The organism is Lentibacillus kimchii (assembly GCF_042666895.1).
Taxonomy (GTDB): Bacteria; Bacillota; Bacilli; order Bacillales; family Amphibacillaceae; genus Lentibacillus; species Lentibacillus kimchii.
The window spans coordinates 22,412-47,886 of record NZ_JBHTGR010000016.1 but is presented as its reverse complement, the minus strand read 5'-3'; the positions used below and the strand labels follow the sequence as shown (position 1 = coordinate 47,886).

The following is a 25,475-nucleotide window of genomic DNA, read 5'->3' as shown; positions in this document are numbered from 1 at the left end:
TGTTCTAAGATATATCAGTAATTTCAAACGATTTTGACATTATACTTAATTAGTTATATAGTTAACCACATAAGTAGTTAACAAAGAACGCAAGGAGCTTAAACATGACGTTTCAATTGGATGAAAACAGTCCCATCTTCCTGCAGATTAAGGAACAGCTGGAGGATTCAATCATTAATGGCACGGTCAAACCGGGTGAACGTATTCCGTCTACGAATGAATTTGCTAAACACTATCAAATCAATCCAGCGACAGCGGCGAAGGGGATCAATGAGCTCGTGGATGAAGGTATTTTAGTGAAGCGGAGGGGTGTCGGCATGTTTGTGACGGAAGATGCAGAAACGATTCTCGTCAGGAAACGGAAGCAGACATTTTATGACCATTATGTAGTGCCATTAAAACGTGAAGCCAGGAAATTGTACATCAGCCAGGATGAGTTACTGGAAATGATTAAGAGGGAGGATGCCGAGTCATGAAAATTGATGTAAACCATCTATCGAAAACCTATAAAAACAAGAAGGTGCTGGACGATTTGTCATTCACCCTGACGGAGCCAAAAATTATTGGGCTGCTGGGACGAAATGGCGCAGGTAAGACAACATTTATGGAAATATTAGCTGGGCATATTTTAGCGTCTGAAGGGGCTATTCGTATTAATGGCGCCAATCCGTTTGATAATCAGCGTCTGACAGAATCGATTTGTTTAATCCAGGAAACTAATAACTTTAAAGCTGAGTTAAAAGTTAAAAATGTCCTGCAGATTTACGCTTATTTTTACCCCACATGGGATCAGGCATTGGCTGATGAACTGATTCGCAAATATCAGCTGGATCCGGATGCCAAGGTCAAAGCATTGTCTAAGGGAATGGCCTCAGCTCTTGGTATTATCGTCGGTTTGGCAAGCAAGGCACCTATTACGATTTTTGATGAACCCTATATTGGGCTTGATGCAGCTGCACGTAAGACATTTTACGATCAATTACTGGACGAATATGAGTCTGAGAAGCGAACGATCATCTTATCGACACATTTGATTGATGAAGTCAGTCTGATGTTTGAGGACGTGCTGATTTTACAGAATGGCAAACTGGTGTTAAAAGAAGAGGCTGAGCAATTGCGGCATCGTGCTTATGCTGTTTCCGGATCTGCCGAGGATGTTGAGGCATTTATCCAGGATAAAGAAATCATCCATAGCGAGGCATTTACTGGAGTGATGACCGCCTATGTTTACGGAAGTATGGAGCAGGCTAAAGCAACAGGTCTTTCTGTTGAAAGTATTCCTATTCAGAAATTAATGATTTATTTAACCGAGGAAAAGGAGGCGCAATAAATGAGACGACAAATAAAGGGACTGCTTTACTTTTTTGGAACGGACATTCGCAGGTCGCTGGCCATTTTCTACACGATTTTACTGGCAATCTTAGTAATATCTCTGGTCATCACTTACTTTCTGGCTCGTGTTGATAACGGCGATGGGATGTTTACGGTATCCTTAACTGGGCCGATGTATGTTTATTGCGCTATTTTTGGTTTTGTGAGCGTGAAGGAATTCGTGCCTTTTTCCATCAAGATGGGGGCGACACGCAAGAATTTGTTTGTTAGCACAGGGGTGTTTTATCTGGCGCTCTCATTTTTGATGGCTGTTGCTGCCAGTATCCTGCAGGAGCTTGTTATGGCATTCATGAAGACAGCCGGGATTGAGCTGTTTTCATTTCTCCATCCGGCATATTTTCTAAATAACACATGGTACACACGAATTGTTATGGATACGTCGATCATGTTTTTCTTTTTTGTGATCATGTTTGTCCTGGGTCTCTTGTTTTACAAATATGGTTTAGCAGGTGCAGGAAGTGTTCTGGGAGCTCTGGTGGTTATTATGTTATTGGGCATTGCCCAGGGCTGGCTCATTGATTTTATAATTGATTTATTTGCCGATATTGAAATGACATTCTTTTATCAGCTGTTTGGTATGGGGTTGCTGTTTTATGGTATCTCATTCCTATTATTGCGGCGAATCACAACGGTCATCGTAAAGTAGACGGATTAACGGCTGTTTTGAGGTGAAGCAGCCGTTTTTTAAGGTGCCTGGCACGGCCCAGATTTTGTTGAACGCTAGTCTTCTTGACTGAAAAAGCATTTAAAATCTAAACAAGAAATGATTGTCGCTGAACCTCAACGAAGCGCTGATTGCGTCGATTGCTACAAAACGACTGTGATTCATGTTATTTCCCGGGTAATAATGTCGAAGTATAAGATGACATAATATCCTGTTTTATAATCAATCACTTAATCAACTTTGAGTTAATTTCATCATTTAAAAGTATCTGAATGGTTGATTGAGTCAACTTATATTTAACTATACAATAAGAGTTAAAGGGGGGATAGTGAAATGTTGCAGATTGGAACAATTATTTCGAGGGAGCGGAAACGTCTTCAAGTGACACAGGATAGATTAGCTGAACATTGCCAAGTATCCAAAGCAACTGTTTCCAAATGGAAAAAATAAAGGTTAGCCTGATATTTTCTTACTGCCGAAGCTGGCTGCTTATTTTAATATCACGGTAGATGATCTATTGGGCTATGAACGGCAGTTATCAAAAGAAGACATACGAAGTCAGTATGCTGCATTCACTTATCGATTCAGTCAAGAACCCTTTGACCAAGTGCATGCCGATGTTGAAGAACAAGTCAAACGTTTTTATCATGACAGCAACTTCTTGCTGCAAATGAGTATTCTGATGTTGAATCATCATATGTTGAGTGAACATAGCGCTAGCATACTTAATGCTGCAGATGAATGGTTAGAACACGGCCGTAAATTAAGCGACGATATCTGGATAACGAAGCAAATCAATTATCTGCAGGCATCTATTGCTCTTATAAAGGCTAACCCTGAAACAGCATTGAATTTATTGGAGGCGGTTAACCAACCAAAAATGGGGGATGAAGTATTACTGGCTACTGCCTATGAACAACTTGATAACCAGACACAAGCAAAGCGGGTCATTCAAGTGATGATGTATCAGAATATTATTGAAGTTGTTGGAAGCAGTCCAAATTACTTACAGCTCGTCTCGTCTGATCTGCCCATTTTTAATGAAACGATAGATCGAATAGAAGGGCTTATTGAACTGTATTCCCTGCGGTGGCTCCATCCCAATACATGTTTGCAATTTTATTATAGCGTAGCACAACGTGCCGCCTCACAGGGAAATAGTGATTTGATGTACACTTATCTCGAAAAATTTGTGGATGGATGTATTCATGATCTTTTTCCTTTGGCGTTACGAAGTGATGATTATTTTTATCTATTGCAAGAATGGCTGGAAGATTTAGATTTGGGGACGAATGTACCGCGTGATGCATCTATCATCAAACAATCGATACATGACTCGATTAATACGCCGTTCTTTGACACCTATGCAGACGAGGATAGAATGACAAAATTGAAAGAACGCCTTGCTTCAGGAATGGAGATTTGATGAAGCCTGCTAATTGAATAGAGAACATCGATTAAGTGACTGCTTCTGAGCAAATGTTAACAAAAGGGACGTGTTTAAATGGATGAAAATAATGAGATGGTGTACCGGGAAGTCCAGCGGCCGCGGCAAATTTGGTATTGGGGATTAATTTTAGCGGTAGCTGTTTTAATGTGGTACTGGTTTATTCAGCAGATTGTGTTTGGTGTGCCAATAGGAAATAACCCTGCTCCAGACGTGGTGACGATTATCCTTTGGGTCCTTTTTGGCATTGCTTTTCCAGTGATCATGCTAGGCGTATTAAAACTCGTTGTTGAAGTCCATCATGATGGCGTTTATATACGTTTTGTTCCTTTTCATATTCATTACAGGAAGTACCTTTTCAAAGATATACGTGATTATCAACGTATGACGTATAGCCCTCTCAAACGGTTTGGCGGTTGGGGATTGCGATTTAATTTTGAGAATGAAAAAGCTTATAATCTGATTGGAAAAGAGGGTATAGAGTTAAGCTTCAATTATAGTAAACTGGTCATCGGCACTCAAAAGCCAGACGAGTTAAAGCGGGCAATAGATTCGGTACGAAAGGAACTGTAATATATCATGCTTAGCCTATTATATTAAACAAACGTACCATTTAATCAAAAAACATCAAAGCCATTGCGTTTACACAACGGCTTTGATGTTCAATCCGGGCTATTGAATTAAATACTTACTTACCATCCGTTCTAGGCAATGGATAGAAGCCGTCATTAAATGCGTCCCATAAATTAGGTGGTAAATCATGCTTATCTTCTCGATACGGATCGAATTTTGAAATGATGGTGTCCGTTGCATCATTTTCGATTTTATTAACGAAATTATGATCTAACAGGATCTCCCTGCCTAATGCCAAAAGTTCAATATTTCCTGTCTCGACAGCCTCTAATGCCTGCTCAGGCGTGAATATGGATCCGATACCAAGTAATGGCATACGGCCATCAATCCACTCGTGAAGCAGTTTAATGCGCTCTTCACCCTGATACTTGCCGACACGCGTTTTAGCGTGCACGTCCATTAATGAAACATGTAAATAATCCAGTGGTTTTTCAACTAAATGTTTGACCAGGTCTTCCGTGATTTCCATCGTGATACCCGGATTTTCGGCTTCTTCTGGTGAGAATCTGTAGCCAATGATGAACGAATCATCAGTATGCGTTTTAACCGCATTAACCACCTCATCGACCACTCTCATAGGGAATTTTAATCGATCTTCTCCCCATTCATCATCACGGCGATTATAGTGGGGTGACACAAACTGCTGGATGATATAGTGATTGGCTCCGTGGATTTCGACACCATCAAATCCTGCTTCGATCGCTCTGCGCGTCGCCTCGCCAAATGCCGTAATCGTTTCTTCAATTTCGTCTTGCGTGATTTGCCGGGCATAATGTTCTTCACTTTCATCGAAGCTTTTTAAGGTGATAGGGCTTGGAGCTGCAGCCTCGCCGCTTGATGTTAGACGCGGCAATGCCTGAGCCCCGCCATGATGGATTTGGGCAATTGCTTTGGCGCCATTTTTCTTCATTGCAGCAGCCAATCGTTTTAATCCATCCAGATCTGAATCACGCGAAACGGAAGGGTGGCCTGGGAATGACTTTCCTAAATCAGTCACATAACTGGCTGCCGTAATCGCTAATCCGACATCTGTCGAGCGTTGTTCCATATAGTTAATTTCCACATCAGAAATGGTGCCATCGTCGTTAGAAGATGTATGCGTGAGTGGTGCTAAGACAAATTTATTCCTTAATTCAGCTTTATTGGGTAATGTTACGTTTTCAAATAGTGGTTCGAACTTTTTATCCATTACTGTAATGCCTCCTCGTATTTATTATCAGAAGAGCGATTAGCCATTCTAGCTATTTCACCTTTTCAAATCCGCGACCAAATCATTATAAACTAAACAATTGGTTTATCAAAACGTAAGACTTGAGAAATTGTTTACAGTTAATGTAAACATGGTGATAGTCATGTCACGCAGGAAGGGTACAGATGGTATCTGACCATACATCCGACGTTTTGTTTCGGCACATATCTTTTCTAAAATCAAAACCCATAAAATGATGCAAATGATTGCTATATTCCTTGAATTTCTGGATAACTATTGTTTTATGTAAAATAATTATAAAAATGCTATGGTTTTCTCGGAAAAACCTTCAAATACACGTTTATGGATTTTTGTTTCTTTGTGTTATAGTGTTAAACAACATCGTTTAATTAGCAAAATTCATTATTTTTTTATCATGCTTGCTCAAACATAACAGAAGGAGTGACGGAAAGACATGAAGAAACAATCTTATATCACAGCGATGATAGCCATCCTGCTTTTAATGTTCCTTGGAGCGTGTGGAAGTGATGATAACAGTGGCAATTCCACATCTGATGCAGCTGATGAAGGTGGCATGGAACTCGGCGGAAAAAAGCTCACATTAGGCGTGGATAGCTATGTCTCCAATACCTCCAACACCTATGTCGCAAAATTATTACTGGAAGAAATAGGGTATGACGTTGATATTAATCAAACCGATGTTGGTGTTGAATATACTGGTTTAAATGAAGGCAGCAATGATGCTATCGTTGGTGGCTGGCTGCCAACCACACATGAAAGTTATTGGGAAGAATACGGTGATAATCTTGAAAAAATTAACACGGTGACAGAGAATGTCGAACTCAGTTTAACCGTACCAGCTTATATGGAAGATATTAATTCTATCAAAGATTTAGCCGATAATACTGATGATATTGGCGAAAAACTGGACTGGGAGATTACGGGCATAAGTCCAGGTGCAGGTGAAATGAAAATAATGAATGAAGACGTTATGCCTGGCTATGGTCTGGATGACGATTGGAACCTGACAGAGAGTTCAGGAGGCGCGATGTCTGCTGCTTTAGGCGATGCCATTAACAACGAAGATCCTATTGTTGTTACGCTATGGGAGCCTCATTGGACGTATAATGAATATGATTTGAAGAAGTTAGATGACCCGAAAGAGAAATTTGGCAAACCAGATGATGTTTTTGCAATTGCGGGCAAAGATTTTGAAGAAAATCACCCTGCAGCTTATAAATTCCTGAGTCAATTCGAAATATCTCAGAAAGATACCCAGGATATTATGCAGGCTATTAAGAATGATGTAAGTGAGGAAGAAGCAGCGAAAGACTTTATTGCTGAGCATCCAGACTTAAAAGATAAATGGCTGGAAGGCATCGAAACAGCCGGATAACAAAACGGCTTTTTTTGGTGCCTGTCACGACCCGGTTTTTGTCGAATGCTGGCGAGTAAGCGTGATACAGGCAGGCTGTTGACATTATCCGTTGATTTGGTTTATTATAAGAAAAATCAAACATACTTAAAATAGCTAACTATAAGGAAGAAGACAGGTGCATTTGTTTTAATCCCTCAGAGAGCTGGTGGGTGGTGTGAACCAGTGGATTGGGCAATGGACAGCACTTCGGAATAAATGGGTCGATAATATGTAGGCCCGTTCGGCATGTGCCCGTTATGCATGAGGACCAATGAAGGCTGGCCGCCACTTGGCCGGCAAAACAGGGTGGTACCGCGAAAACGCTAACCTTTCGCCCCTTCGTACGAGAAGAGGCGAAAGGTTTTTTATGAAACGATTTCATATCATTGGAAAACGATTCAAATCTATCGTGAAAGGAGAGAAAGACGATGCTGCAAGATTCTAAATTACTTCGTACACCAGGACCGACACCGATCCCGCCAAGTATCCAGCGTGCCATGAACCAGCCGATGATCGGACACAGAAGTGGGGAGACAAAGGAGCTTCTGGGGCGGATTCAACCCAAGCTAAAGTCCGTATTTGGTACGGAGGAAGACGTTATGCTGATGACCGGCAGCGGCACAAGCGGGCTGGAAGCAGCGGTTGTCAATTTGGCTGCAGAAGGAGATGAGGTGCTGGTTGTCGTAACTGGCGCATTCGGTGACCGATTGGCTACCATTTGCGAGACCTATCACTTACGCACACACCGGCTTGAATTTACGTGGGGTCAGGCAGCAGACCCTGATCAGATCAAAGCTTTTTTGCAGCAGCACCCGCATCTGAAGGCTGTCTTTCTCACTTATTGTGAGACATCGACTGGTGTGTTAAACCCGGTTCAGTCGATCAGCAAAGTGGTACGTGACCAGTCTGATGCGTTGGTGATTGTGGATGGTGTTTCCTGTATCGGTGGTGTCACCACACAAATGGATGCATGGGGAATCGACCTCCTTGTAACAGGATCGCAAAAAGCGCTGATGCTGCCGCCAGGCTTAACCTTTATTGCTGCAAGCCAGCGGGCATGGCACACGATTGAGGCAAACAAACAAGCAAGATTTTACCTTGATTTGCGCCAGTACCGGGAACAGTTGGCGAGTCATGCTACCCCGTTTACGCCTGGTTTGTCTTTGTTGTTTGGATTGGAAGCGTCGCTGACCCTCATGGAGGAAGAAGGGCTGAACCGTGTTTATGAGCGGCATGAAACAATGGCAAAAATGCTGCGCGCGGCCATGAAAGCCTTAGATGTTCCCTTATTAACCAAGGATCAGGATGCCTCCCCAACCGTTACGGCGATTCAGCCGAAAGATGTCAACGCTGAATCGCTGCGTGCCCAGGTTAAACAAAAATTTGGCCTCGAGTTAGCGGGAGGTCAGCAGCATTTAAAGAATAAACTTATTCGTGTTGGCCATATGGGCTATTGTGCACCGAAGGATATTTTACAGATGGCAGGGCTCTTGGAACTTGGATTGCAGCTAGTGGGAAAGTCAGTTGTGCTGGGAAGTGGCGTCGCAGCAGCACAGGAAATTTATTTGCAGCGGGAGCGTGAGTTGGCATGACATATCGCGTATTTATCAGTGATCCATTAAGCGAAGATGGTATTTATCCATTGCAGGAAGCGGACGATATGGAGGTTGTGCAAGAAACCGATCTGACAAACGAGCAGCTCCACGAGCGCCTGACCGATTATGATGCATTACTGGTTCGAAGTCAGACCAAAGTAACGCGGGAACTGATAGAGAATGCTCATCGTTTAAAGGTGATTGGGCGAGCGGGTGTCGGTGTCGATAATATTGATCTGGAAGCAGCAACAGAATACGGCATTATGGTTGTGAATGCGCCGGATGGCAACACGAATTCAGCGGCCGAGCATACGATGGCGATGCTCGCGTCTCTAGCCCGGAATATCCCACAGGCTGATGCTGCGTTGAAGCAAAACCGCTGGGACAGGAAAGCCTACGTTGGTGTGGAAATGAAAGGCAAAACACTGGGGATTGTTGGACTTGGCCGCGTCGGTGCTGAGGTGGCAGCACGTGCCCAAGGGCAGCGCATGAACGTGATTGCTTATGATCCCTTTTTAACGGCGGAACAGGCCGATAACCTGGGAATCAGGAGCGGATCAGTGGCTGACGTGCTGCAGGCAGCAGACTTTATTACCGCTCACACCCCGTTATTAAACGAGACAAAACACATTATTAATAAGGAAGCATTCGAACAGATGAAGGATGGTGTGCGGATTGTTAACTGTGCGCGTGGCGGTATTATTGATGAGGATGCTTTATATGAAGCTATTATCAATCAAAAAGTCGCCGGAGCAGGGCTGGATGTGTTCGAGGAAGAGCCGGTTTATGACCATAAATTACTTGAACTGCCAGAAGTTATCGCAACCCCGCATCTGGGAGCCAGCACGGTTGAAGCACAACGAAATGTAGCCATTGATGTCAGTAATGATGTTGTAACGATTTTACGCGGCGGGGTCACGCAAAACGCCGTTAACATGCCATCTGTCCCACAAGACATCATGAATCAGATTGCCCCGTACTTTGATCTGGCTGCAAAGCTTGGAACATTTCTGGCGTACCTGGAACAGGATGCTGTCGAGGAAATACATGTTTACTATGCAGGGGAATTGGCGGAAATGGACGTCACCCCTTTAACAAGGAATACGGTTAAGGGCCTGTTGAAACGGCATTTGGGCAATCGCGTTAATGATGTGAATGCAGCATTTTTAGCCGAAAAAAAGGGAATTACCATTCACGAGCAAAAAACATCCGCAACCAACGGATTTACCGACCTGTTAACAGCAGAAATTAAAACCAAATCCAGTATACGTCAAGTGGCAGGAACATTGCTGCGTGGACTCGGGGCACGCATTGTCAAAATAGACCATTACAGCATGGATCTTTCGCCACAGGGGCATATGGTCTTCATCCGCCATAACGATCAGCCGGGAGCCATCGGGCGCGTCGGCGGGCTTCTGGCTGACAATCAGGTTAATATTGCCACCATGCAAGTGGGGCGTACAGAAATCGGCGGCGAAGCGATCATGATGCTTGTGATCGACAAACCACTGAAACAGCACGAACTGAACCAGCTGAAGGAACTGACAGAAGTGCATGACGCGACCGCAGTGGAATTGTAGATGGCGCGGCTGTTCCTGGGGGCTGTTCCTGGGTGCCTGGCACGACCCGGTTTTTGTCGTTTTCTGGCGGATGCTGTCGCCGGAGAGGGTAGCCATTTTACTGGAAGTTAGCTTTATTTAAACGTGAGATGTTAAAGTGAGAGGGGATTAACCAGAGTTTACCATTCTAATGATAATCATTTCTCTGGCTAACCAATAAAGAATGCTTGAAAAGGGGTCCATTTATAATGAAGAAAAGATATTTAGTTACGATTCTAGCTGTTGCTTTTACACTACTATTACTATCTGCATGCAGCGATGATTCCTCAAGTGCGTCAGATCAACCCGATGAAAACGATCAGGAAGACGTGATAGATGATAACCGTCATGCAGATAACAATGCTGACGCTGCAGCAAATCAGGATGAATCTGATAGCAAAGACGTGCATGGATCGCCTGACAGTGAGCAAAACGATCCTTCTTCCGATACAGATCAGACTAATACCGTTAACGGAAATAATAGTGAAAATGCAAGTTCTAATGATAAGTTCACGAAGGGCGATCATGACAATGCGAAGATAACGCGTATGGCTGAAGCGATTGACCATCTGAAAACGAAACTTGATGAGAACGATGAGGTCAATATGAGTGACACAGAATTCATCCCTGATGATAGATCTCCAAAGACAGATAAAAAGGGCAAGTATTATATCATCAGCTTAGTGTCTAAGTCGATGAGAGAAGAGGGCGGCTCCGGAACTGTTGGAAAATATAATGTGTATCAAAACGGCGATTATGAAATGGCATACTAACCATACTCAAAGCAGTGCCTGTCACGACCCGATTTTTGTCGAATGATATAAAAAATGCTAGCTGAATCCCTGAGTTTTCGAGTGATGCAAACTCGGGGATAAGCAGCTAGCGTTAGAACTTTGAAAAGTATTAGTGTGTTTTATTTTTTATGTTAGTTCATCCATTCGTCAACAACGTCTTGGTTGTTTTCTATCCATTTTTCAGCGCCTTTAATTGGTGCATCCTCATTTTCTTGGACCGAAACCATTAAGTCACCGAGTTGCTCGTCCGTTAATTCCCAATTGCTCATCCAATTATAGACATTTTCATAATCTGATTTAAATTCATCACGGCTTGCCATATAAATTTTCTCTGTTTCCCCATATGTTTTTTGGGGATCGTCCAGAAACTTCAAATCAGCTTTGGAGAAAATGTCATGAGGCTTCCATAATGGTGCCACGACAGGCTCTTTATTATCCACTTTATCTTGAATGGTTGCAATCATGGCGGCCTCGCTGCTTTCGATTAGGTTATAATCAAGGTCATAGTCCTCAATGACTTCCTTCGTTTTCTTCATTGTGCCTGCGCCAGGCTCAAAACCTGTTATGTCGCCGTTGAACTTATCTTTATTTGCATTTAAATCTTCAATACTATTAATATCTTCCATATATTCAGGAACGGCTAATCCTACGATGCCATTCCGATACCATGGATCCTCCTCAAAATTGGCTTCATCTTTATATTTGTCATAATAACTTTTATCCTGTACAGGAAGCCATACTTCAGGAGCTATATCTAAATCGCCCTCAGCTAAAGAGGCCATTTGAGGGCCCATTTCCATAAGTTTTAAGTTGACGTCATACCCTTCATCTTCCAAAAGAGCCTTCCACATGCTTGTTACAGCAATGTTTTCCGGCCAATTAATTTGTCCGATAATGATTGTGTCTTTATCTTCAGCTGACGCTTCACTTTCTTTATCTGAATCATCACTTGAATCACTTTCGCTGCAAGCTGCGAGAACAAGGAGCAGCATTGTGGTTAAGATTAATAGACTTTGTTTACTAAAACGCATGAATTTTTTAACACCCTTCTTTGTTGAATTTAAAATAAGATTTTTCATTAAGTATTATAACTTATTTGTATATGGCGCCTTCCCCCTTTACGATGTTAAAAATAATAAATGTATTTATTTTTAATTAAACAATCGTTCCACATAATATGATATTAAAATAAATAGTTTTGTCAAATCAGTTATTGATTTTTACGCCCATTTTACATCACTAATGCCGTGTCACGTGTTTTTTGTTCGTTTCTATTACTTTTTAATGGTTTACAAGGTTTATAGAACCATGTTATATTAAGGTTATTCAACCTGTTAAAAATAAATTTAACAAACTAAATTAAACGTATAAAAGATATGATGATGTTTTAATGCAATCGATAATTTGGGGAGGTTTTAACATGAATCATGAAAAATATGACTATGTCATTGTCGGTGGTGGCAGTGCGGGTTCTGTCCTTGCCAATCGCCTTAGTACAGATGAAGATAAGAATGTCCTGCTCCTGGAAGCGGGTCGCAGTGATTATCCGTGGGATTTGTTCATTCAAATGCCGGCAGCGTTAATGTTCCCGTCAGGCAATCCGTTTTATGATTGGCGCTACGCAACGGATTCGGAGCCTTATATGAATGGGAGGCATGTCGACCATGCCCGCGGCAAAGTACTCGGGGGCTCCAGTTCCATTAATGGTATGATTTATCAACGCGGCAACCCGTTGGATTTTGAACGGTGGGCATCTGATAAAGGAATGGAGAATTGGGATTATGCCCATTGTCTTCCTTATTTCAAACGACTGGAAACAACATCTGGAGCCGATGATTCTGATGCGTATCGCGGTCATCACGGACCCATGAAATTAAAACGCGGTCCTGCGACTAATCCGTTGTTTCAAGCCTTTTTCGATGGAGCCGTAGAGGCCGGTTATTCAAGAACCCCTGATGTCAATGGTTTTCGCCAGGAAGGGTTTGGTCCCTTTGACAGCCATGTGCATAATGGCCGCCGCATGTCTGCATCACGTGCCTATTTGCGCCCGATCATGCACCGAAAAAATCTCAAGGTGGAAACACGTGCGTTTGTCACCGGCATTGACTTTAACGGGACGCAGGCTGAAGGTGTAACCTATCAAAAAGATAAAAAAGCCTATAATGTATCTGCCGGAGAAGTGATTCTGGCAGGCGGTGCCTTTAACACGCCGCAATTACTGCAATTGTCCGGTATAGGGGAAGCTGAACATTTACGGTCGCTTGGCATTAATCCGATCGTTGATTTGCCAGGTGTTGGTGAAAATCTTGAGGATCATCTGGAAGTTTATATTCAGCACGCAACGCCGGAACCTGTTTCCGAGCAGCCAAGTCTTAATAAAGCTAAAATGCCTTGGATCGGTCTGCAGTGGCTCCTGGGAAGAACGGGACCCGCGGCATCCAATCATTTTGAGGGCGGCGGTTTTGTCCGTTCGAATGAAGAGGTCGATTATCCAAACCTCATGTTTCATTTTCTGCCGCTGGCGGTACGGTATGACGGGCAAAAAGCTGACACCGAACATGGCTTTCAGGTTCATGTCGGCCCGATGTATTCGAACTCACGCGGAAGCGTTAAGATTAAATCACGCAATCCTTTCGAGCATCCCAGCATCATCTTTAACTATCTATCGACGGAAAAGGATCGACGTGAATGGATTGAAGCGGTGCGCGTTTCAAGGAACATTTTGAATCAGCCATCCTTACAGGCGTATAGTTCAGGTGAAATTTCACCCGGGCCATCGGTTCAAACCGATGAGGAAATTCTGGAGTGGGTAGCCAACGATGCTGAAACAGCCCTGCATCCATCCTGCACAGCTAAAATGGGGGATGCGTCTGACCCGATGGCTGTCGTTGATCCGAATTCAATGAAAGTTCATGGACTCGATAATGTGCGTGTGGTTGATGCTTCGGCTATGCCGTATACCACCAATGGCAACATTCATGCACCGGTATTGATGCTTGCCGAAAAAGCGGCGGACCTTATCCGCAGCCAAGAGCCTATGCCACCTTTATATAAGGACTTTTATCGTCATGGTGTGCATTCGAAAGACGCCGGAACCGTTTAAAAACAGCAGCCTGCTGGATAATAATTTAAACTACTGGATTGATTAGCTATCCAGTAGTTTTTTCATTCGGGATTCATGTAATCTGGGAAGGGAAAAACGCTAGGGGCACGTTACAGTATATAGGAACAATTGTTCGGTTAAGTTTCTTGTGTTACAATGTGGTCAAGCATAATGGATCGATTTCCCAAGGGAGGGCGGCTATCCCCTATGAAAGGGGGGTGATGCCTATCGACGTTTTCCAAGTATTATCCTTGATGATTTCGTTTGGGATACTTGTTTATATGCTGACCAGTCATAACGATAAATAGACCTCCCATAAGGTAGCTGCTCTACCGGGAGGCCTCTCACTTAAAACGGAGCTGCCCCGCTTGACGGGGTGCGGTCCGTTATGCTCATGTTACATACATATTGCTTAGTATTATTGTACCATTTTATCTATTGAGCTGCCAGGTACATACACTATTCAGAATTGTGTATGCACCTGGCACTGCTTTTAAAATGCTACGGGTAATTCTTTCAGGCCGCGCATTAGCATTCCTGGGCGCCATTGCAGTTTTTCTGGTTCGGTGTCCAGCTGGAGATCGGGCATCCGGCGCAACAAAGTCGTTATGGCGATTTCGCCTTCTAAATCCGCCAGCGGGGCGCCAAGGCAAAAATGCACACCCTTGCCAAAAGCAAGGTGTTTGCTATTACTTTCCCGTTTGATGTCAAACACATCGGGATCATCAAAATGCTCGGGATCATGGTCCGCAGAATCCAGCGCGACCAGCACATGATCGCCTCTTTCGATGGTTTTGCCTTGCAGTTCCACCGTTTCATTTGCCCAGCGATCGGTGCTGAACTCAACAGGGCCTTCGTAGCGGAGGAATTCGTTAAGTGCACCATGAATAAGGTCCGGCTGATTTTTTAATTGTTCCATTTGGTCAGGGTGCTGCAGCAAGGCAAGGACACCATTTGTAATCAAGTTCACCGTTGTCTCATGTCCGGCAATAATTAAGAGCGATATAACGCCATAAAGTTCCTTCTCTGTCAGACGGTCGCCCTCGTCCTCAGCGTGGATGAGCTGGCTGACCAAATCATCCTGAGGATCCTTACGACGTTCGGCGGTTAACTGCTGAAGATAGGTCACAAAGGCCTCGACGTATGGCTGCATATTTTCATTGGCGTGTTCTGGATTGTTATTAGCTTCCACAAGCGCATTCGACCATGTACGAAATTGGTTCCGATCTTCTTTCGGAATGCCAAGCAGTTCACAAATAACGATAATTGGCAACGGAAAAGAAAAATCACCGACCAATTCCATACGACCTTTGGCTTCTGCATTATCCAATAATTCATTGGTAATCTCTTCAATTCTCCCCCGGTAGCGCTCGATCATCTTAGGTGTAAAGGCTTGCTGAACCAGACTGCGCAGTCGTTTGTGATCAGGTGGATCGGAAAATAGCATGTTTTCAGCTAAAGCACTTGAATGATCATGACTTGTTTTTTGCTCTTGTTCGTCCCGCAACTTGGCGTAATCCTTAATAAATCGTCCATCCTTTAAAACGCTTACAGCATCTTCATAACGCGTTACGATCCATGCAATATGACCGTCCGGCATGAGCGTTTGATAGACGGGATCATGGCCGCGGAGGATGCGAAACGTTGGATAGGGATTTTGATTAAACGTTTCGCTGAATAGATTAACCGATTCATTTGACTGCTGCTGCCTTGATGACTGTTCGGACATATGATGATGTCTCCTTTCGTTTAGTGCCTGTCATGATCCGAATGTTGTCAAATCACATCCTGTTGAGCATTATTTATTATAGGATAGTTTTCACCCCATCCTAAAAAAATATGTCCAGGTGCCAGGTACATACACAATTCTGAATAGTGTATGTACCTGGTACGTTAATAACATTTTCTGGGCTTTTGTTAAGTCATGCCTAATGAGATAATAGGTCTGAATTTTAATGTGGGAATGTATGGATCACTTGGGAGATTAATACAGGGTGCAATGGCATTACATTAGGTGATCTCAATGTAAAGGGATGTTTATACATGGAATTCTATGAGACAAATCGTGACAAGCAGGCAATGGAAACGAAAAAGCGAGTGATTGAAGCTGCCCGGCATATATTCTTAAAAAATGGCTTTGATAAGACCACCATTTCCCAAATCATTAAGGAAGCGGGCGTCGGTTATGGTACGGCGTATGTCTATTTTAAGAATAAGGATGATATATTCGTTACCGTTATGGAAGATGTTATGGCGAAATTTTTAAAAGTGGCTCACCAAACATTTTATCCGCAATCGAAAGAAGAAGCTGTGGAACAAATCAGAAGCCAGGTGACTGACTATATGGCCCTGGCGGTTGATGAGCGTGCCATCTTAAAAATTGTCAATGAAGCGATTGGACTAAGTGATATGATTGCATCGAAGTGGTCGGAAATCCAGCATAAGTTTATCGATGGTATTACGGCCGATATAACGTATTCTCAATCCAGACAACTCGCCAATTCTGCATTTGATCCCGCGATTACGGCTAAAAGCTGGTATGCGATGAACGAAACATTTATGTGGCATTTTGTGGCGTCACAAGATCAGGAATTGAAACCAATCGTCGATCAATTAACGTTATTTTACATGTCAGCGTTATATGAGGAATGACTATTAAGCAATAGTTAATTGTCAGTTAACTGATATAGGGTCATTGACATTGTATCAATAATTCTATATAATCTGAATATAAAAACAAATTTACAAATAAGCATATAGTAGGATGGTGACAATGCATGGCGGACATGATGTATTCAAGAACAGATGCCGAGGATATGGATGCTCGCGACGAATTGCGTCAGTATCGCGATGAATTTTATATTCCAAATAATACTGTTTACATGGACGGAAATTCATTGGGACTTATGACCAAACGGGCAGAAAGCTATACACAGTCGATGCTTGATGCTTGGAAGAACTATGGAATTGATGGATGGACAGAAGGAACATATCCGTGGTATTACGTGTCTGAATACCTTGGTGATCGGATGGCACCGCTGATTGGCGCGAAAAATGAGGAAGTGATTGCAACCGGTTCCACAACGGTTAACTTACATCATTTGGCAGCAACTTTTTATCACCCTAAGGGCAATCGGACTAAGATTCTAGCAGACACGCTGAATTTTCCCAGTGATATTTATGCATTGAAAGCGCAGTTGCGCCTGAAAGGTTATGATACTTCCCAGTTGGTGCAGGTGTCCAGCCAAGACGGGCATATGCTGGATGAGGCAGACATTATCGCGGCGATGACGGATGATGTTGCGCTTATTGTGCTTCCCAGTGTATTGTACCGGAGCGGGCAGATTCTGGATATGGAGCGGCTAACGAAAGAGGCGCATGCGCGCGATATTACCATCGGGTTTGACTTATGCCATTCAGTCGGAGCCATTCCACATAACTTGCATGATTGGGGTGTTGATTTTGCCTTTTGGTGTACGTATAAACATTTGAACGGAGGACCAGGCAGTATAGGCGGACTCTTCCTGCATGAAAAACATTTTGGCATAACGCCGGGGCTTGCAGGCTGGTTCAGTTCTGCGAAGGATAAGCAGTTTGATATGGAACATACCTTGACACCAGCAGATGATGCCGGAGCTTTCCAAATTGGAACCCCGCATGTGTTGAGCGCGGCACCTTTGATTGGTGCTCTGGACATTTTTCATGAAGCCGGGATGGCAAGCGTGCGCCGAAAATCACTCGAATTGACGGATTATATGATGAAGCTGATCGATTATGAACTAGCTGCATATGGCATGGCGATCTGCAATCCGAAGCAGCACGAACAACGGGGCGGGCATGTCTATGTAGAGCATCCGGAAGCTGCCCGCATATGCAAAGCGTTGAAGATGAAGGGCGTGATCCCGGATTTCCGGACACCGAGTGGTATTCGCCTGGCACCGGTTGCTTTCTACAACACGTTTACCGACGTGTATGATACGGTACATACTTTAAAAGACATTATGGCTAATGGTATCTACAAACAATTTGCCAACGAAAGGGATGTTGTTTCCTGATGGGTGAATGGATCGATATTTCGCAACCACTCAATAATGATTTGGCGCACTGGCCCGGAGATCAGGCCTTTAATTATCAGACGCCGCTCACTAAGGACCAGACTGGTTCAGTAAATATAGGGAGAGTGACGACGAGTGCGCACGTCGGGACGCATGCAGATGCGCCTTATCATTTTCAAAAAGATGGCAAGAAGATACTGGATTTAGAAATTGATCGCTATATCGGCCCTTGCAGGGTAGTTGATCTGCAGATGTTTAATCGTATTGATGCAAATGCCTTAAAAAGTAAAGTTACCGCCTATACCGAACGATTGCTGATCCGGACTTCCTTGCCGAATGACCCGAAACGTTTCCCGGAAGATGTCACTCCGATTACAGCTGATGGCGCCCGTTATATGCAGACACTCGGCGTTCAGGTTGTTGGAGTCGATACGCCTTCGGTTGATCCGATCACGAGCAAGGAGCTTGTCGGCCATCACGCTCTATTCGAGCACGACATCAATATTTTAGAGAATGTTATGCTTGATCATGTGGATGAGGGCATGTATGAGCTGATAGCGCTGCCGCTGCCGCTTCAGGATGCTGATGGAAGCCTGGTCAGAGCGGTGATCAAGCCAATGAAGGGGGCCAATGACCATGCAAAATAAGCATGAAACCTTTAAAAATGAAGCTGGCATTCATACGGATTTTAAAGAGAAGATGACATACAGCGATTATTTAGGACTGGATACATTGCTGAATAGTCATCATCCATTGAGTGACCACCATGATGAAATGATGTTCATTTCCGTGCACCATGTGAGCGAAATCTGGATTAAGCAAATTCTGCATGAACTGCATTCGGCCACTCGTGATATTCAATCAGGCCATTTATCCACGTCATTCAAAAAATTAGCGCGGGTGGCTGAGATTCAGAAACAGCTGAAACATGTCTGGGATGTGTTGGGTACATTGACACCGGCAGAGTACATGGCGTTTCGTGATAAGCTCGGCAATGCTTCCGGATTCCAATCATATCAGTACCGGATGCTGGAATTTGCACTTGGCTATAAAACAGAATATGTGCTGCAAATCTATGAAAATGAGCCGAAACTGCTGGCGATTCTGCAGGAAGCACACAATGCTCCGAGTCTTTATGATGTCTCCGTCCAGGCACTTGCCCGAGCAGGACTTCCGATCGATGAAGGTGTTCTGCAGCGTGACGTGCGTTATACGCATCAATCCAATACGAGTGTCAAAGAAGCGTGGATCATGGTATACCGGAACGTGGATCACTATTGGGAGCTTTATGAGCTAGCGGAGAAACTGGTGGACATCGAAGACCTCTTTCAGCAATGGCGTTTCCGGCATATGAAAACGGTCGAACGGGTCATCGGTTTCAAGACGGGAACGGGCGGATCCGGCGGTGTCGCCTACTTGAAGAAAGTATTGGATCAGTACTTTTTCCCCGAGCTTTGGGAACTGCGAACAGAGGTATAAGCACGTTATCCTGGAAATATACATGTGATGGGCAGACGTTCGTGTAAGGACACTGCTGAATAGCAGGAGTGGCGGCTGAAAGCAGGTTACGCAAAGGGGAGCCATTTGGCGTCATTGGAAGAAAAACGTTTATTAAAGGGGGAGGAAGGACATTGGCACAAGGCGATAAATTTCGTTCAAAAGCTGGTTTTATTTTAGCTTCGGCTGGTTCCGCAATCGGTTTGGGAGCGATTTGGGAATTCCCTTATATGACCGGACATGCCGGAGGTGGCGCTTTCTTTTTCATGTTTCTCATTTTCACCTTCCTGGTGGGATTGCCCATTCTGCTGGCGGAGTATTTCATCGGAAGGGGATCGCAAAAGGACGCTGTGCGTTCTTATAAACATTATGCGCCTGGAAAGTCGTGGCATTTAGTTGGACGATGGGGCATCGTGGGCAGTATCATCCTTCTGTCTTTTTACAGTGTTGTCGGCGGCTGGATTTTAGTCTATCTATTGAAGGCTCTAACAGGTGGTTTGAGTAACCTGGGAAGCGAGACATATGGAGATGTTTTTGCGGCTATGTCCGCGAATCCTTTCATCGCTTTCTCAGCTCAGATAGTCTTCTTGCTGGTGGCCGTTTTGATTGTGTCACGCGGCATTAAAAATGGTATTGAAAAAGCAAGCAAATTTCTCATGCCCGCATTGCTCGTGTTGTTTATTATCATCGTCGTACACTCCTTAACACTGGCCGGTGCAGCCGAGGGCGTATCGTACTTTTTATCATTTGATTTTTCCGGCTTGACGGCAGAATCGATCCTCATGGCCTTAGGGCAATCCTTTTTCCTCTTGAGTGTCGGTTTCAGTAACCAAGTCACGTATAGTTCCTACGTCGCCAAAGATGAAAACCTCGTGCGCTCAGGTACCACTGTTGTCATCATGAATATATTCGTTGCTTTGCTGGCGGGATTAGCTATTTTTCCGGCTGTATTTTCATTTGGTATTGAACCGGAGGCAGGACCAGGCTTGCTATTTATCGCATTGCCGGCTGCGTTCAGTCAAATGCCATTGGGAATGGTGTTCTTCACGCTTTTCCTTATTCTGTTCCTGTTTGCGGCTCTCACGTCGGCTTTTCCGCTGCTGGAAATTGTCACAGCTGCATTGACTAAAGATGACCAGTCCAAACGTAAAAAAATGGCATGGCTCGTGGGTCTGATCGTGTTCATCGTTGGTATTCCATCCGCCCTCTCATTTGGCGTCATGAGCGATGTACAACTTTGGGGCAACACGGTATTCGACAATGCCAATTATCTCGTTTCCAATATCATGCTTCCGCTGGGTGCATTGTTCATCGCCCTTTTTGTACATTTCCAGATCCCGAAAGAAACATTGTGGAAAGAATTCACCAACGGCATGAGCAAAGGAAGGCGCCTATTTGCCGGCTGGCTGTTCATCATTAAATATGTCGCCCCCATCGCCATTATAATAGCCTTTCTGAATGTTATCGGCGTATTTTAAAGTACCAGGTACATAAACAATTCAGAATTGTTTATGTACCTGGTACCTTCTATTATGCAGGATTTTTCGGCTGCAGTGGAGAGAGACTTGAATGATGGGTCCAAGTGCAAAAGCAATGATAACCGTCCCTATGCCGATGGGGCCGTCTAATAAAAAGCCTGTGATAGCGACGGCAATTTCCAAAAGCGTTCGCGAAAAAGTAATGCTCCAATTCAGCTTATCCGACAGCAGAAGCATTAATGAGTCCCGCGGGCCGGCTCCTAAATCCGCTGAAATATAGATGCCGCCGCCGATGGCCAGAAGTATAACACCAAGAATAAAAGCGCTGGATTCCGACAGAAGTGTATGCGGATCCGGTATCAGCCAATTAAATAAATCGATAAAAACACCGACTAATGTTAAATTCGCAAATGTGCCTATCTGCGGCAGCTTACGCAAGCCAATCGATGACGCTATAATAATAATGACGCCGACAATAATGGACCATAGACCAATGGAGAGTCCCAGCTGTTTAAACAAGCCGACGTGCAGCACATCCCAGGATCCTACACCAAACCGCTGTCCTTTGACGGTCAGAGCAACACCAAGTCCTTCGATCATTAGGCCAACAAAAAAGAAAAGCCACCGAATACCTAGATCTCGTTTCATGTTTGTCCTTCTTTCGCTTGTCATATCGTTAACCAGTCTAGTTATAACAGACTATTAGATTTTCGTCTATATAGGTGGCAGGTACACGAACAATTCCAAATATTATATAGCATTTGTGCCTGGTACCTTAATGAGCTGCCTGGCTTTCTTTACCTATTTTGCTATGAAGGAATTTTCGGCTGTAGCGCAGAGAAACCTGAATGATGGGCCCGAGTGCGAAGGCGATGATAACCGTCCCTACGCCGATGGGGCCACTCAATAGAAAGCCGATAACCGCGACAGCAATTTCCATAAGTGTTCGTGCAAAGGTAATACTCCAATTCAGCTTTTCTGACAGCAGAAGCATTAACGTATCACGTGGACCTGCGCCTAAATCCGCCGAAATATAGATGCCACAGCCTATGGCTAGAAGCATAACGCCAAGAATAAATGTGATAAATTCCAGTACAAATGAATGCGGATCCGGAATAAGCCAATTAAAAAAGTCGATAAATAAACCAACTGATGCCAAATTCGCAAAAGTGCCGATTTGAGGCCACTTACGCAAGCCGATAGAAGCACTCGCAACAATAAGGATACCCATAATAATGGACCAGAGCCCAATCGATAACCCGAGCTGTTTAAACAAACCCACGTGCAGCACATCCCAGGACCCAACGCCAAATCGCTTCCCTTTGATAGTCAAGGCAACGCCCAGGCCAAGGACCAAGAGACCAGTAAAAAAGAAAAGCCACCGAAAACCTAAACCCCTTCTCATATCCACCCTTCTTTCACTCATCGTAAAGTCAATTAGTCTAGTTATAACAGATTGAAAGCATCCGCGTCCAGATGATTAGATGTTTTATTTAGCTGTTCTGGTCGTCAGCTATTTTGTTTATTATTTGATTGAACAGCTATGAAAAAATAAGATTTTAGTACTTCGATGGGTTCAAGGATTCACATAAGATATCCTTGCTAAGAAATGTCGGTTATCCCTACTTAAGCTGAATGACTTAAGACTTCAGACTAGTTCAGAAACACAGTTATATCAATCAAGTTTTGAAAGAACTGTATAGAGTCGGTGATCACTTCGTATATCTTGATCCACGATTTATTTGTTGCTGGTACTGCAACATGGCAACCCCCTAAAACAGCCTCATCCCCTTATTGAACCAAAACCGGATAAAATCTCATGCTGTTCACCATATGAATGAGGAATAATACCAAAAACATACATAACAAAAAGAAATTGGTTAACAATGATAAATGCAAAGACTGACAATGATTTACACACATAATCGATTTTACCAATAAGTCTTTGCGATAAAGTTGAATCACCTAAAAACTTTAATGTCGTAAGGAGGCGGGGAAAGTGGCAGATGATGATAACCCAAATAATCAATCCTCGGAAAAAGAAAGGTTTGATTCGAGCAGACGTCGATTTGTTAAAAATACCGGAATGGTTGTTGGAGGCGTAGCTGGGGGTTCTCTCCTTGGTGGTTTTTTTACTGATCAATTTCTGGACGATACAGGAACAAAGGAAAAGGAAAATGGCAAACAGCCTATTGACTATATTGAAGCAAGGATGTTTTTTAAACATAAAAAAGACTTTGATGTTCTTAACCATGCAACAGAGCGTATTTTTCCTGAAGATGAAAGTGGTCCAGGGGCGATTGAATTAGGCGTTCCTTATTATATTGACAAACAATTGGCGGGAGATTGGGGAAAAAATACGGAAATGTATATGCAGTCTCCTTTCCAAGACGATGAAATACCTTTAAAAAGAGAAGATGTTTTTTTACAAGGTGTACGTAAAATTAATGAAGCGAGTAAAAATAAGTTTGAAGACGATTTCAAAAATCTGGAAAAGGGCGAACAAATTGAAGTGCTGCAATTACTTGAAAATGATGACGTCGATATGGAATTAATCAGGGCATCTGATTTTTTTGAAAGTCTAAAAAGCGCTGTGATGGAAGGGTGTTACTCTGACCCTATTTATGGCGGTAATAAGAATATGGAAGGGTGGAAGATGAAGGAATATCCAGGTGTTCAAATGTCTCATAGAAGTAATCTGGAGAAAGAGGAATTTATCGCCATGGAGCCAAAAAGCTTGAAAGATTACATGGATATCGAAAATTAATATACAAGGAGTATTAAAATGCCTAAAAAAATGGATAAAGTAGATGTCGTAACAGTTGGCGTTGGCTGGACGGGAGGAATTATTGCTGCTGAACTGACAAAAGCTGGTTATAAGGTAGTAGGATTGGAAAAGGGCGGCGAAAGAAGCATTAATGACTACCGATACGATCGGAACGAACTCAAATATTCTGCCAGAGGCGAAATGATGCAAAATTTAAATGATAATACGATTACTTATCGAAATAATTTAGATCAAAAAGCTAAACCAGTAAGAAATAAAAACTCCTTAGTATTGGGGACAGGGACTGGAGGTGGAGGGAGTCATTGGGCTGCTCAGGCACATCGTTACTTTAGTTATGATTTTGAAATTCGAAGTAAGACGATTGAAAGGTATGGAAAAGATAAAATTCCAAAAGGCATGATCATAAAAGACTGGGGAATCACTTATGACGAATTAGAACCCTATTATGATCGCATGGAAAAGACAATGGGTACTTCGGGTGAAAAAGATCCTCTAGCGGATGAACGATCTGACGCCTATCCAACACCGGCAAATAAATTACCGCCATCAATGAAACTATTTCGGAAGGCAACTGAAAGTCTTGGCTACCATCCGTTTGTTAGACCTACGGGCATTGCATCTGAGAAATATGAAAACCCAGATGGGAAAACGATTCAAGCCTGTCAATTCTGTGCCTTTTGTGTTAATTATGGTTGTGACTGGGGTGCTAAAGCAGATCCTAATATTACTGTTATACCAACAGCTAAAGAAACTGGAAACTTTGATTTGCGTACACACGCTGAAGTAAAACGTATTTTATACGATGGCAATAAAGCGACTGGCGTTTTGTATGTAGATACTAGGACAGGTCAGGAATATGAACAACCTGCAGATGTTGTTTCTCTGACAAGTTTTATATTCAATAATGTTCGCTTATTACTTTTATCGGAAATCGGCGAACCTTATAATCCCAAAAGTGGAAACGGGTTAATTGGAAAACATTTTGTGGATCACCATTTTGAGCCTGTTACCAGGGGATTTTTTGAAGACGAAAAGTTTAATAACTATATCGGATCTGGAGGCCTTGGTGTTTGTTTCACAGATTTTGGTGCAGATAATTTTGACCACTCAGATGTTGATTTTCTCAATGGTGGCCAAATTGAAATACAAATGGGTGGAAATGCTCCGATTAGCAACAATCCTGTTCCCGAAGGCACACCTACATGGGGAGAGGAATTCAAAAAACAATCATTAAAGTACTATAATAAATACCTTGATATAAGTTTTAAAATGGCAACATTATCTTTTGAAGATCAGTACATGGATTTAGATCCAGTATATAAAGACAGTTCAGGCGATCCGTTAATTCGATGCACGTATGATTTTACAGATGATTACCGTGCCAAGAGTGAGTTTTTACAAAATAAGTGTGTTGATGTACTGGAAGAAATGGGTGCGGATAAGATTGAAAAACACGGACTTCCTGACCATTTTGATGGTAGTTTTATCTTCCAGCATAACGGTGGCGGCGCCGTAATGGGAGATGACCCAGAAGACTCTTTTGTAAATAATTACTCACAAACATGGGATATGGATAACCTGTTTGTCATTGGTGCTTCGTCTTTCCCGCAATTTGGCATGACAAACCCAACCTTGACAGTAGGAGCATTAACTTATCGTGCATCCGAGGGGATCATTGAATACCTGGAGAACGGCGGTGGTCAATTAGCTAAAGCGACTACTAAACATCAACGCACGTAAACAGTGCGCTCCCCTGGATACAATACAGCATGGATATTTAGATGTTGGTTAGCTGAAACTAATC

Annotated in this window: 22 protein-coding genes and 1 other annotated feature; of the genes, 17 read left to right on the top strand and 5 right to left on the bottom strand. The window is 43.2% G+C overall.

Annotated elements, in window-relative coordinates; all coding sequences use genetic code 11:
* Window positions 1–104: 104 nt before the first annotated feature.
* The 5 genes from ACFQU8_RS08175 to ACFQU8_RS08155 all read left to right on the top strand — a co-directional run bounded on the left by ACFQU8_RS08175 (window position 105) and on the right by ACFQU8_RS08155 (window position 4,076).
* Window positions 105–476, top strand: coding sequence for a GntR family transcriptional regulator (locus ACFQU8_RS08175; RefSeq protein ID WP_382358720.1), 372 nt, complete (start codon window positions 105–107; stop codon window positions 474–476).
* The gene (locus ACFQU8_RS08170; RefSeq protein ID WP_382358719.1) at window positions 473–1,330 is read left to right on the top strand and encodes an ABC transporter ATP-binding protein; all 858 of its coding nucleotides are present in this window, start codon (window positions 473–475) and stop codon (window positions 1,328–1,330) included. Before ACFQU8_RS08175 ends, ACFQU8_RS08170 begins: the two co-directional genes overlap by 4 nt.
* A complete protein-coding gene (locus ACFQU8_RS08165; RefSeq protein WP_382358718.1) occupies window positions 1,331–2,038 on the top strand; it encodes a hypothetical protein in 708 nt (235 codons plus the stop codon).
* Between the two features lie 535 nt (window positions 2,039–2,573).
* Complete coding sequence (locus ACFQU8_RS08160) at window positions 2,574–3,482, top strand: hypothetical protein (RefSeq protein ID WP_382358717.1); 909 nt, start codon at window positions 2,574–2,576, stop codon at window positions 3,480–3,482.
* A 78-nt stretch (window positions 3,483–3,560) separates the two neighbouring features.
* A complete protein-coding gene (locus ACFQU8_RS08155; protein WP_382358716.1) occupies window positions 3,561–4,076 on the top strand; it encodes a DUF6141 family protein in 516 nt (171 codons plus the stop codon).
* Between the two features lie 115 nt (window positions 4,077–4,191).
* Here ACFQU8_RS08155 and ACFQU8_RS08150 read toward each other — a convergent pair whose 3' ends face one another.
* A complete protein-coding gene (locus tag ACFQU8_RS08150; RefSeq protein WP_382358715.1) occupies window positions 4,192–5,325 on the bottom strand; it encodes an NADH-dependent flavin oxidoreductase in 1,134 nt (377 codons plus the stop codon).
* 475 nt (window positions 5,326–5,800) lie between these two features.
* Here ACFQU8_RS08150 and ACFQU8_RS08145 point away from each other — a divergent pair, with 475 nt between their 5' ends.
* The 4 genes from ACFQU8_RS08145 to ACFQU8_RS08130 all read left to right on the top strand — a co-directional run bounded on the left by ACFQU8_RS08145 (window position 5,801) and on the right by ACFQU8_RS08130 (window position 10,729).
* Window positions 5,801–6,742 carry a glycine betaine ABC transporter substrate-binding protein gene (locus ACFQU8_RS08145; protein ID WP_382358714.1) on the top strand — a complete coding sequence of 314 codons (942 nt, stop codon included), beginning with the start codon at window positions 5,801–5,803 and terminating at the stop codon, window positions 6,740–6,742.
* A gap of 135 nt (window positions 6,743–6,877) precedes the next feature.
* Window positions 6,878–7,105: a binding site (T-box leader), on the top strand.
* Between the two features lie 86 nt (window positions 7,106–7,191).
* The gene (locus ACFQU8_RS08140; protein WP_382358713.1) at window positions 7,192–8,355 is read left to right on the top strand and encodes a pyridoxal-phosphate-dependent aminotransferase family protein; all 1,164 of its coding nucleotides are present in this window, start codon (window positions 7,192–7,194) and stop codon (window positions 8,353–8,355) included.
* Window positions 8,352–9,938 carry a phosphoglycerate dehydrogenase gene (serA, locus tag ACFQU8_RS08135; protein WP_382358712.1) on the top strand — a complete coding sequence of 529 codons (1,587 nt, stop codon included), beginning with the start codon at window positions 8,352–8,354 and terminating at the stop codon, window positions 9,936–9,938. Before ACFQU8_RS08140 ends, serA begins: the two co-directional genes overlap by 4 nt.
* A gap of 227 nt (window positions 9,939–10,165) precedes the next feature.
* On the top strand, window positions 10,166–10,729 hold the full coding sequence (locus ACFQU8_RS08130; RefSeq protein ID WP_382358711.1) for a hypothetical protein: 564 nt from the start codon (window positions 10,166–10,168) through the stop codon (window positions 10,727–10,729).
* A gap of 152 nt (window positions 10,730–10,881) precedes the next feature.
* Here ACFQU8_RS08130 and ACFQU8_RS08125 read toward each other — a convergent pair whose 3' ends face one another.
* Entirely contained in the window at window positions 10,882–11,781 is a 900-nt protein-coding gene (locus tag ACFQU8_RS08125) for a glycine betaine ABC transporter substrate-binding protein (protein ID WP_382358710.1), read from the bottom strand.
* 389 nt (window positions 11,782–12,170) lie between these two features.
* On the opposite strand from ACFQU8_RS08125, the gene betA reads away from it, so the two are divergent.
* Window positions 12,171–13,853 (top strand): choline dehydrogenase, encoded by a 1,683-nt coding sequence (gene betA, locus ACFQU8_RS08120; RefSeq protein WP_382358709.1) that lies wholly within the window; start codon window positions 12,171–12,173, stop codon window positions 13,851–13,853.
* Between the two features lie 493 nt (window positions 13,854–14,346).
* On the opposite strand, the gene ACFQU8_RS08115 is transcribed toward betA, so the two are convergent.
* Window positions 14,347–15,582 carry a cytochrome P450 family protein gene (locus tag ACFQU8_RS08115; protein WP_382358708.1) on the bottom strand — a complete coding sequence of 412 codons (1,236 nt, stop codon included), beginning with the start codon at window positions 15,580–15,582 and terminating at the stop codon, window positions 14,347–14,349.
* Between the two features lie 314 nt (window positions 15,583–15,896).
* Between ACFQU8_RS08115 and ACFQU8_RS08110 the strand changes: the two genes are divergently transcribed.
* The 5 genes from ACFQU8_RS08110 to ACFQU8_RS08090 all read left to right on the top strand — a co-directional run bounded on the left by ACFQU8_RS08110 (window position 15,897) and on the right by ACFQU8_RS08090 (window position 20,883).
* The gene (locus tag ACFQU8_RS08110; RefSeq protein ID WP_382358707.1) at window positions 15,897–16,505 is read left to right on the top strand and encodes a TetR/AcrR family transcriptional regulator; all 609 of its coding nucleotides are present in this window, start codon (window positions 15,897–15,899) and stop codon (window positions 16,503–16,505) included.
* A 134-nt stretch (window positions 16,506–16,639) separates the two neighbouring features.
* Window positions 16,640–17,908 (top strand): kynureninase, encoded by a 1,269-nt coding sequence (gene kynU / locus ACFQU8_RS08105; RefSeq protein ID WP_382358736.1) that lies wholly within the window; start codon window positions 16,640–16,642, stop codon window positions 17,906–17,908.
* Window positions 17,908–18,555, top strand: a complete 648-nt coding sequence (gene kynB, locus ACFQU8_RS08100; RefSeq protein ID WP_382358706.1) for an arylformamidase — start codon at window positions 17,908–17,910, stop codon at window positions 18,553–18,555. Before kynU ends, kynB begins: the two co-directional genes overlap by 1 nt.
* A complete protein-coding gene (gene kynA / locus ACFQU8_RS08095; RefSeq protein ID WP_382358705.1) occupies window positions 18,545–19,387 on the top strand; it encodes a tryptophan 2,3-dioxygenase in 843 nt (280 codons plus the stop codon). The genes kynB and kynA overlap by 11 nt, the downstream gene beginning before the upstream one ends.
* A gap of 152 nt (window positions 19,388–19,539) precedes the next feature.
* The gene (locus ACFQU8_RS08090) at window positions 19,540–20,883 is read left to right on the top strand and encodes a sodium-dependent transporter (RefSeq protein WP_382358704.1); all 1,344 of its coding nucleotides are present in this window, start codon (window positions 19,540–19,542) and stop codon (window positions 20,881–20,883) included.
* Window positions 20,884–20,904: 21 nt separating this feature from the next.
* Here the strand turns inward: ACFQU8_RS08090 and ACFQU8_RS08085 are convergent, their stop codons facing one another.
* Both ACFQU8_RS08085 and ACFQU8_RS08080 read right to left on the bottom strand, forming a co-directional pair.
* On the bottom strand, window positions 20,905–21,531 hold the full coding sequence (locus ACFQU8_RS08085; RefSeq protein ID WP_382358703.1) for a YczE/YyaS/YitT family protein: 627 nt from the start codon (window positions 21,529–21,531) through the stop codon (window positions 20,905–20,907).
* 127 nt (window positions 21,532–21,658) lie between these two features.
* A complete protein-coding gene (locus ACFQU8_RS08080; protein WP_382358735.1) occupies window positions 21,659–22,288 on the bottom strand; it encodes a YczE/YyaS/YitT family protein in 630 nt (209 codons plus the stop codon).
* A 594-nt stretch (window positions 22,289–22,882) separates the two neighbouring features.
* Here ACFQU8_RS08080 and ACFQU8_RS08075 point away from each other — a divergent pair.
* Together ACFQU8_RS08075 and ACFQU8_RS08070 are read left to right on the top strand one after the other, a co-directional pair.
* A complete protein-coding gene (locus tag ACFQU8_RS08075) occupies window positions 22,883–23,650 on the top strand; it encodes a gluconate 2-dehydrogenase subunit 3 family protein (protein ID WP_382358702.1) in 768 nt (255 codons plus the stop codon).
* An 18-nt stretch (window positions 23,651–23,668) separates the two neighbouring features.
* Entirely contained in the window at window positions 23,669–25,411 is a 1,743-nt protein-coding gene (locus ACFQU8_RS08070; protein WP_382358701.1) for a GMC family oxidoreductase, read from the top strand.
* Window positions 25,412–25,475 lie beyond the last annotated feature (64 nt).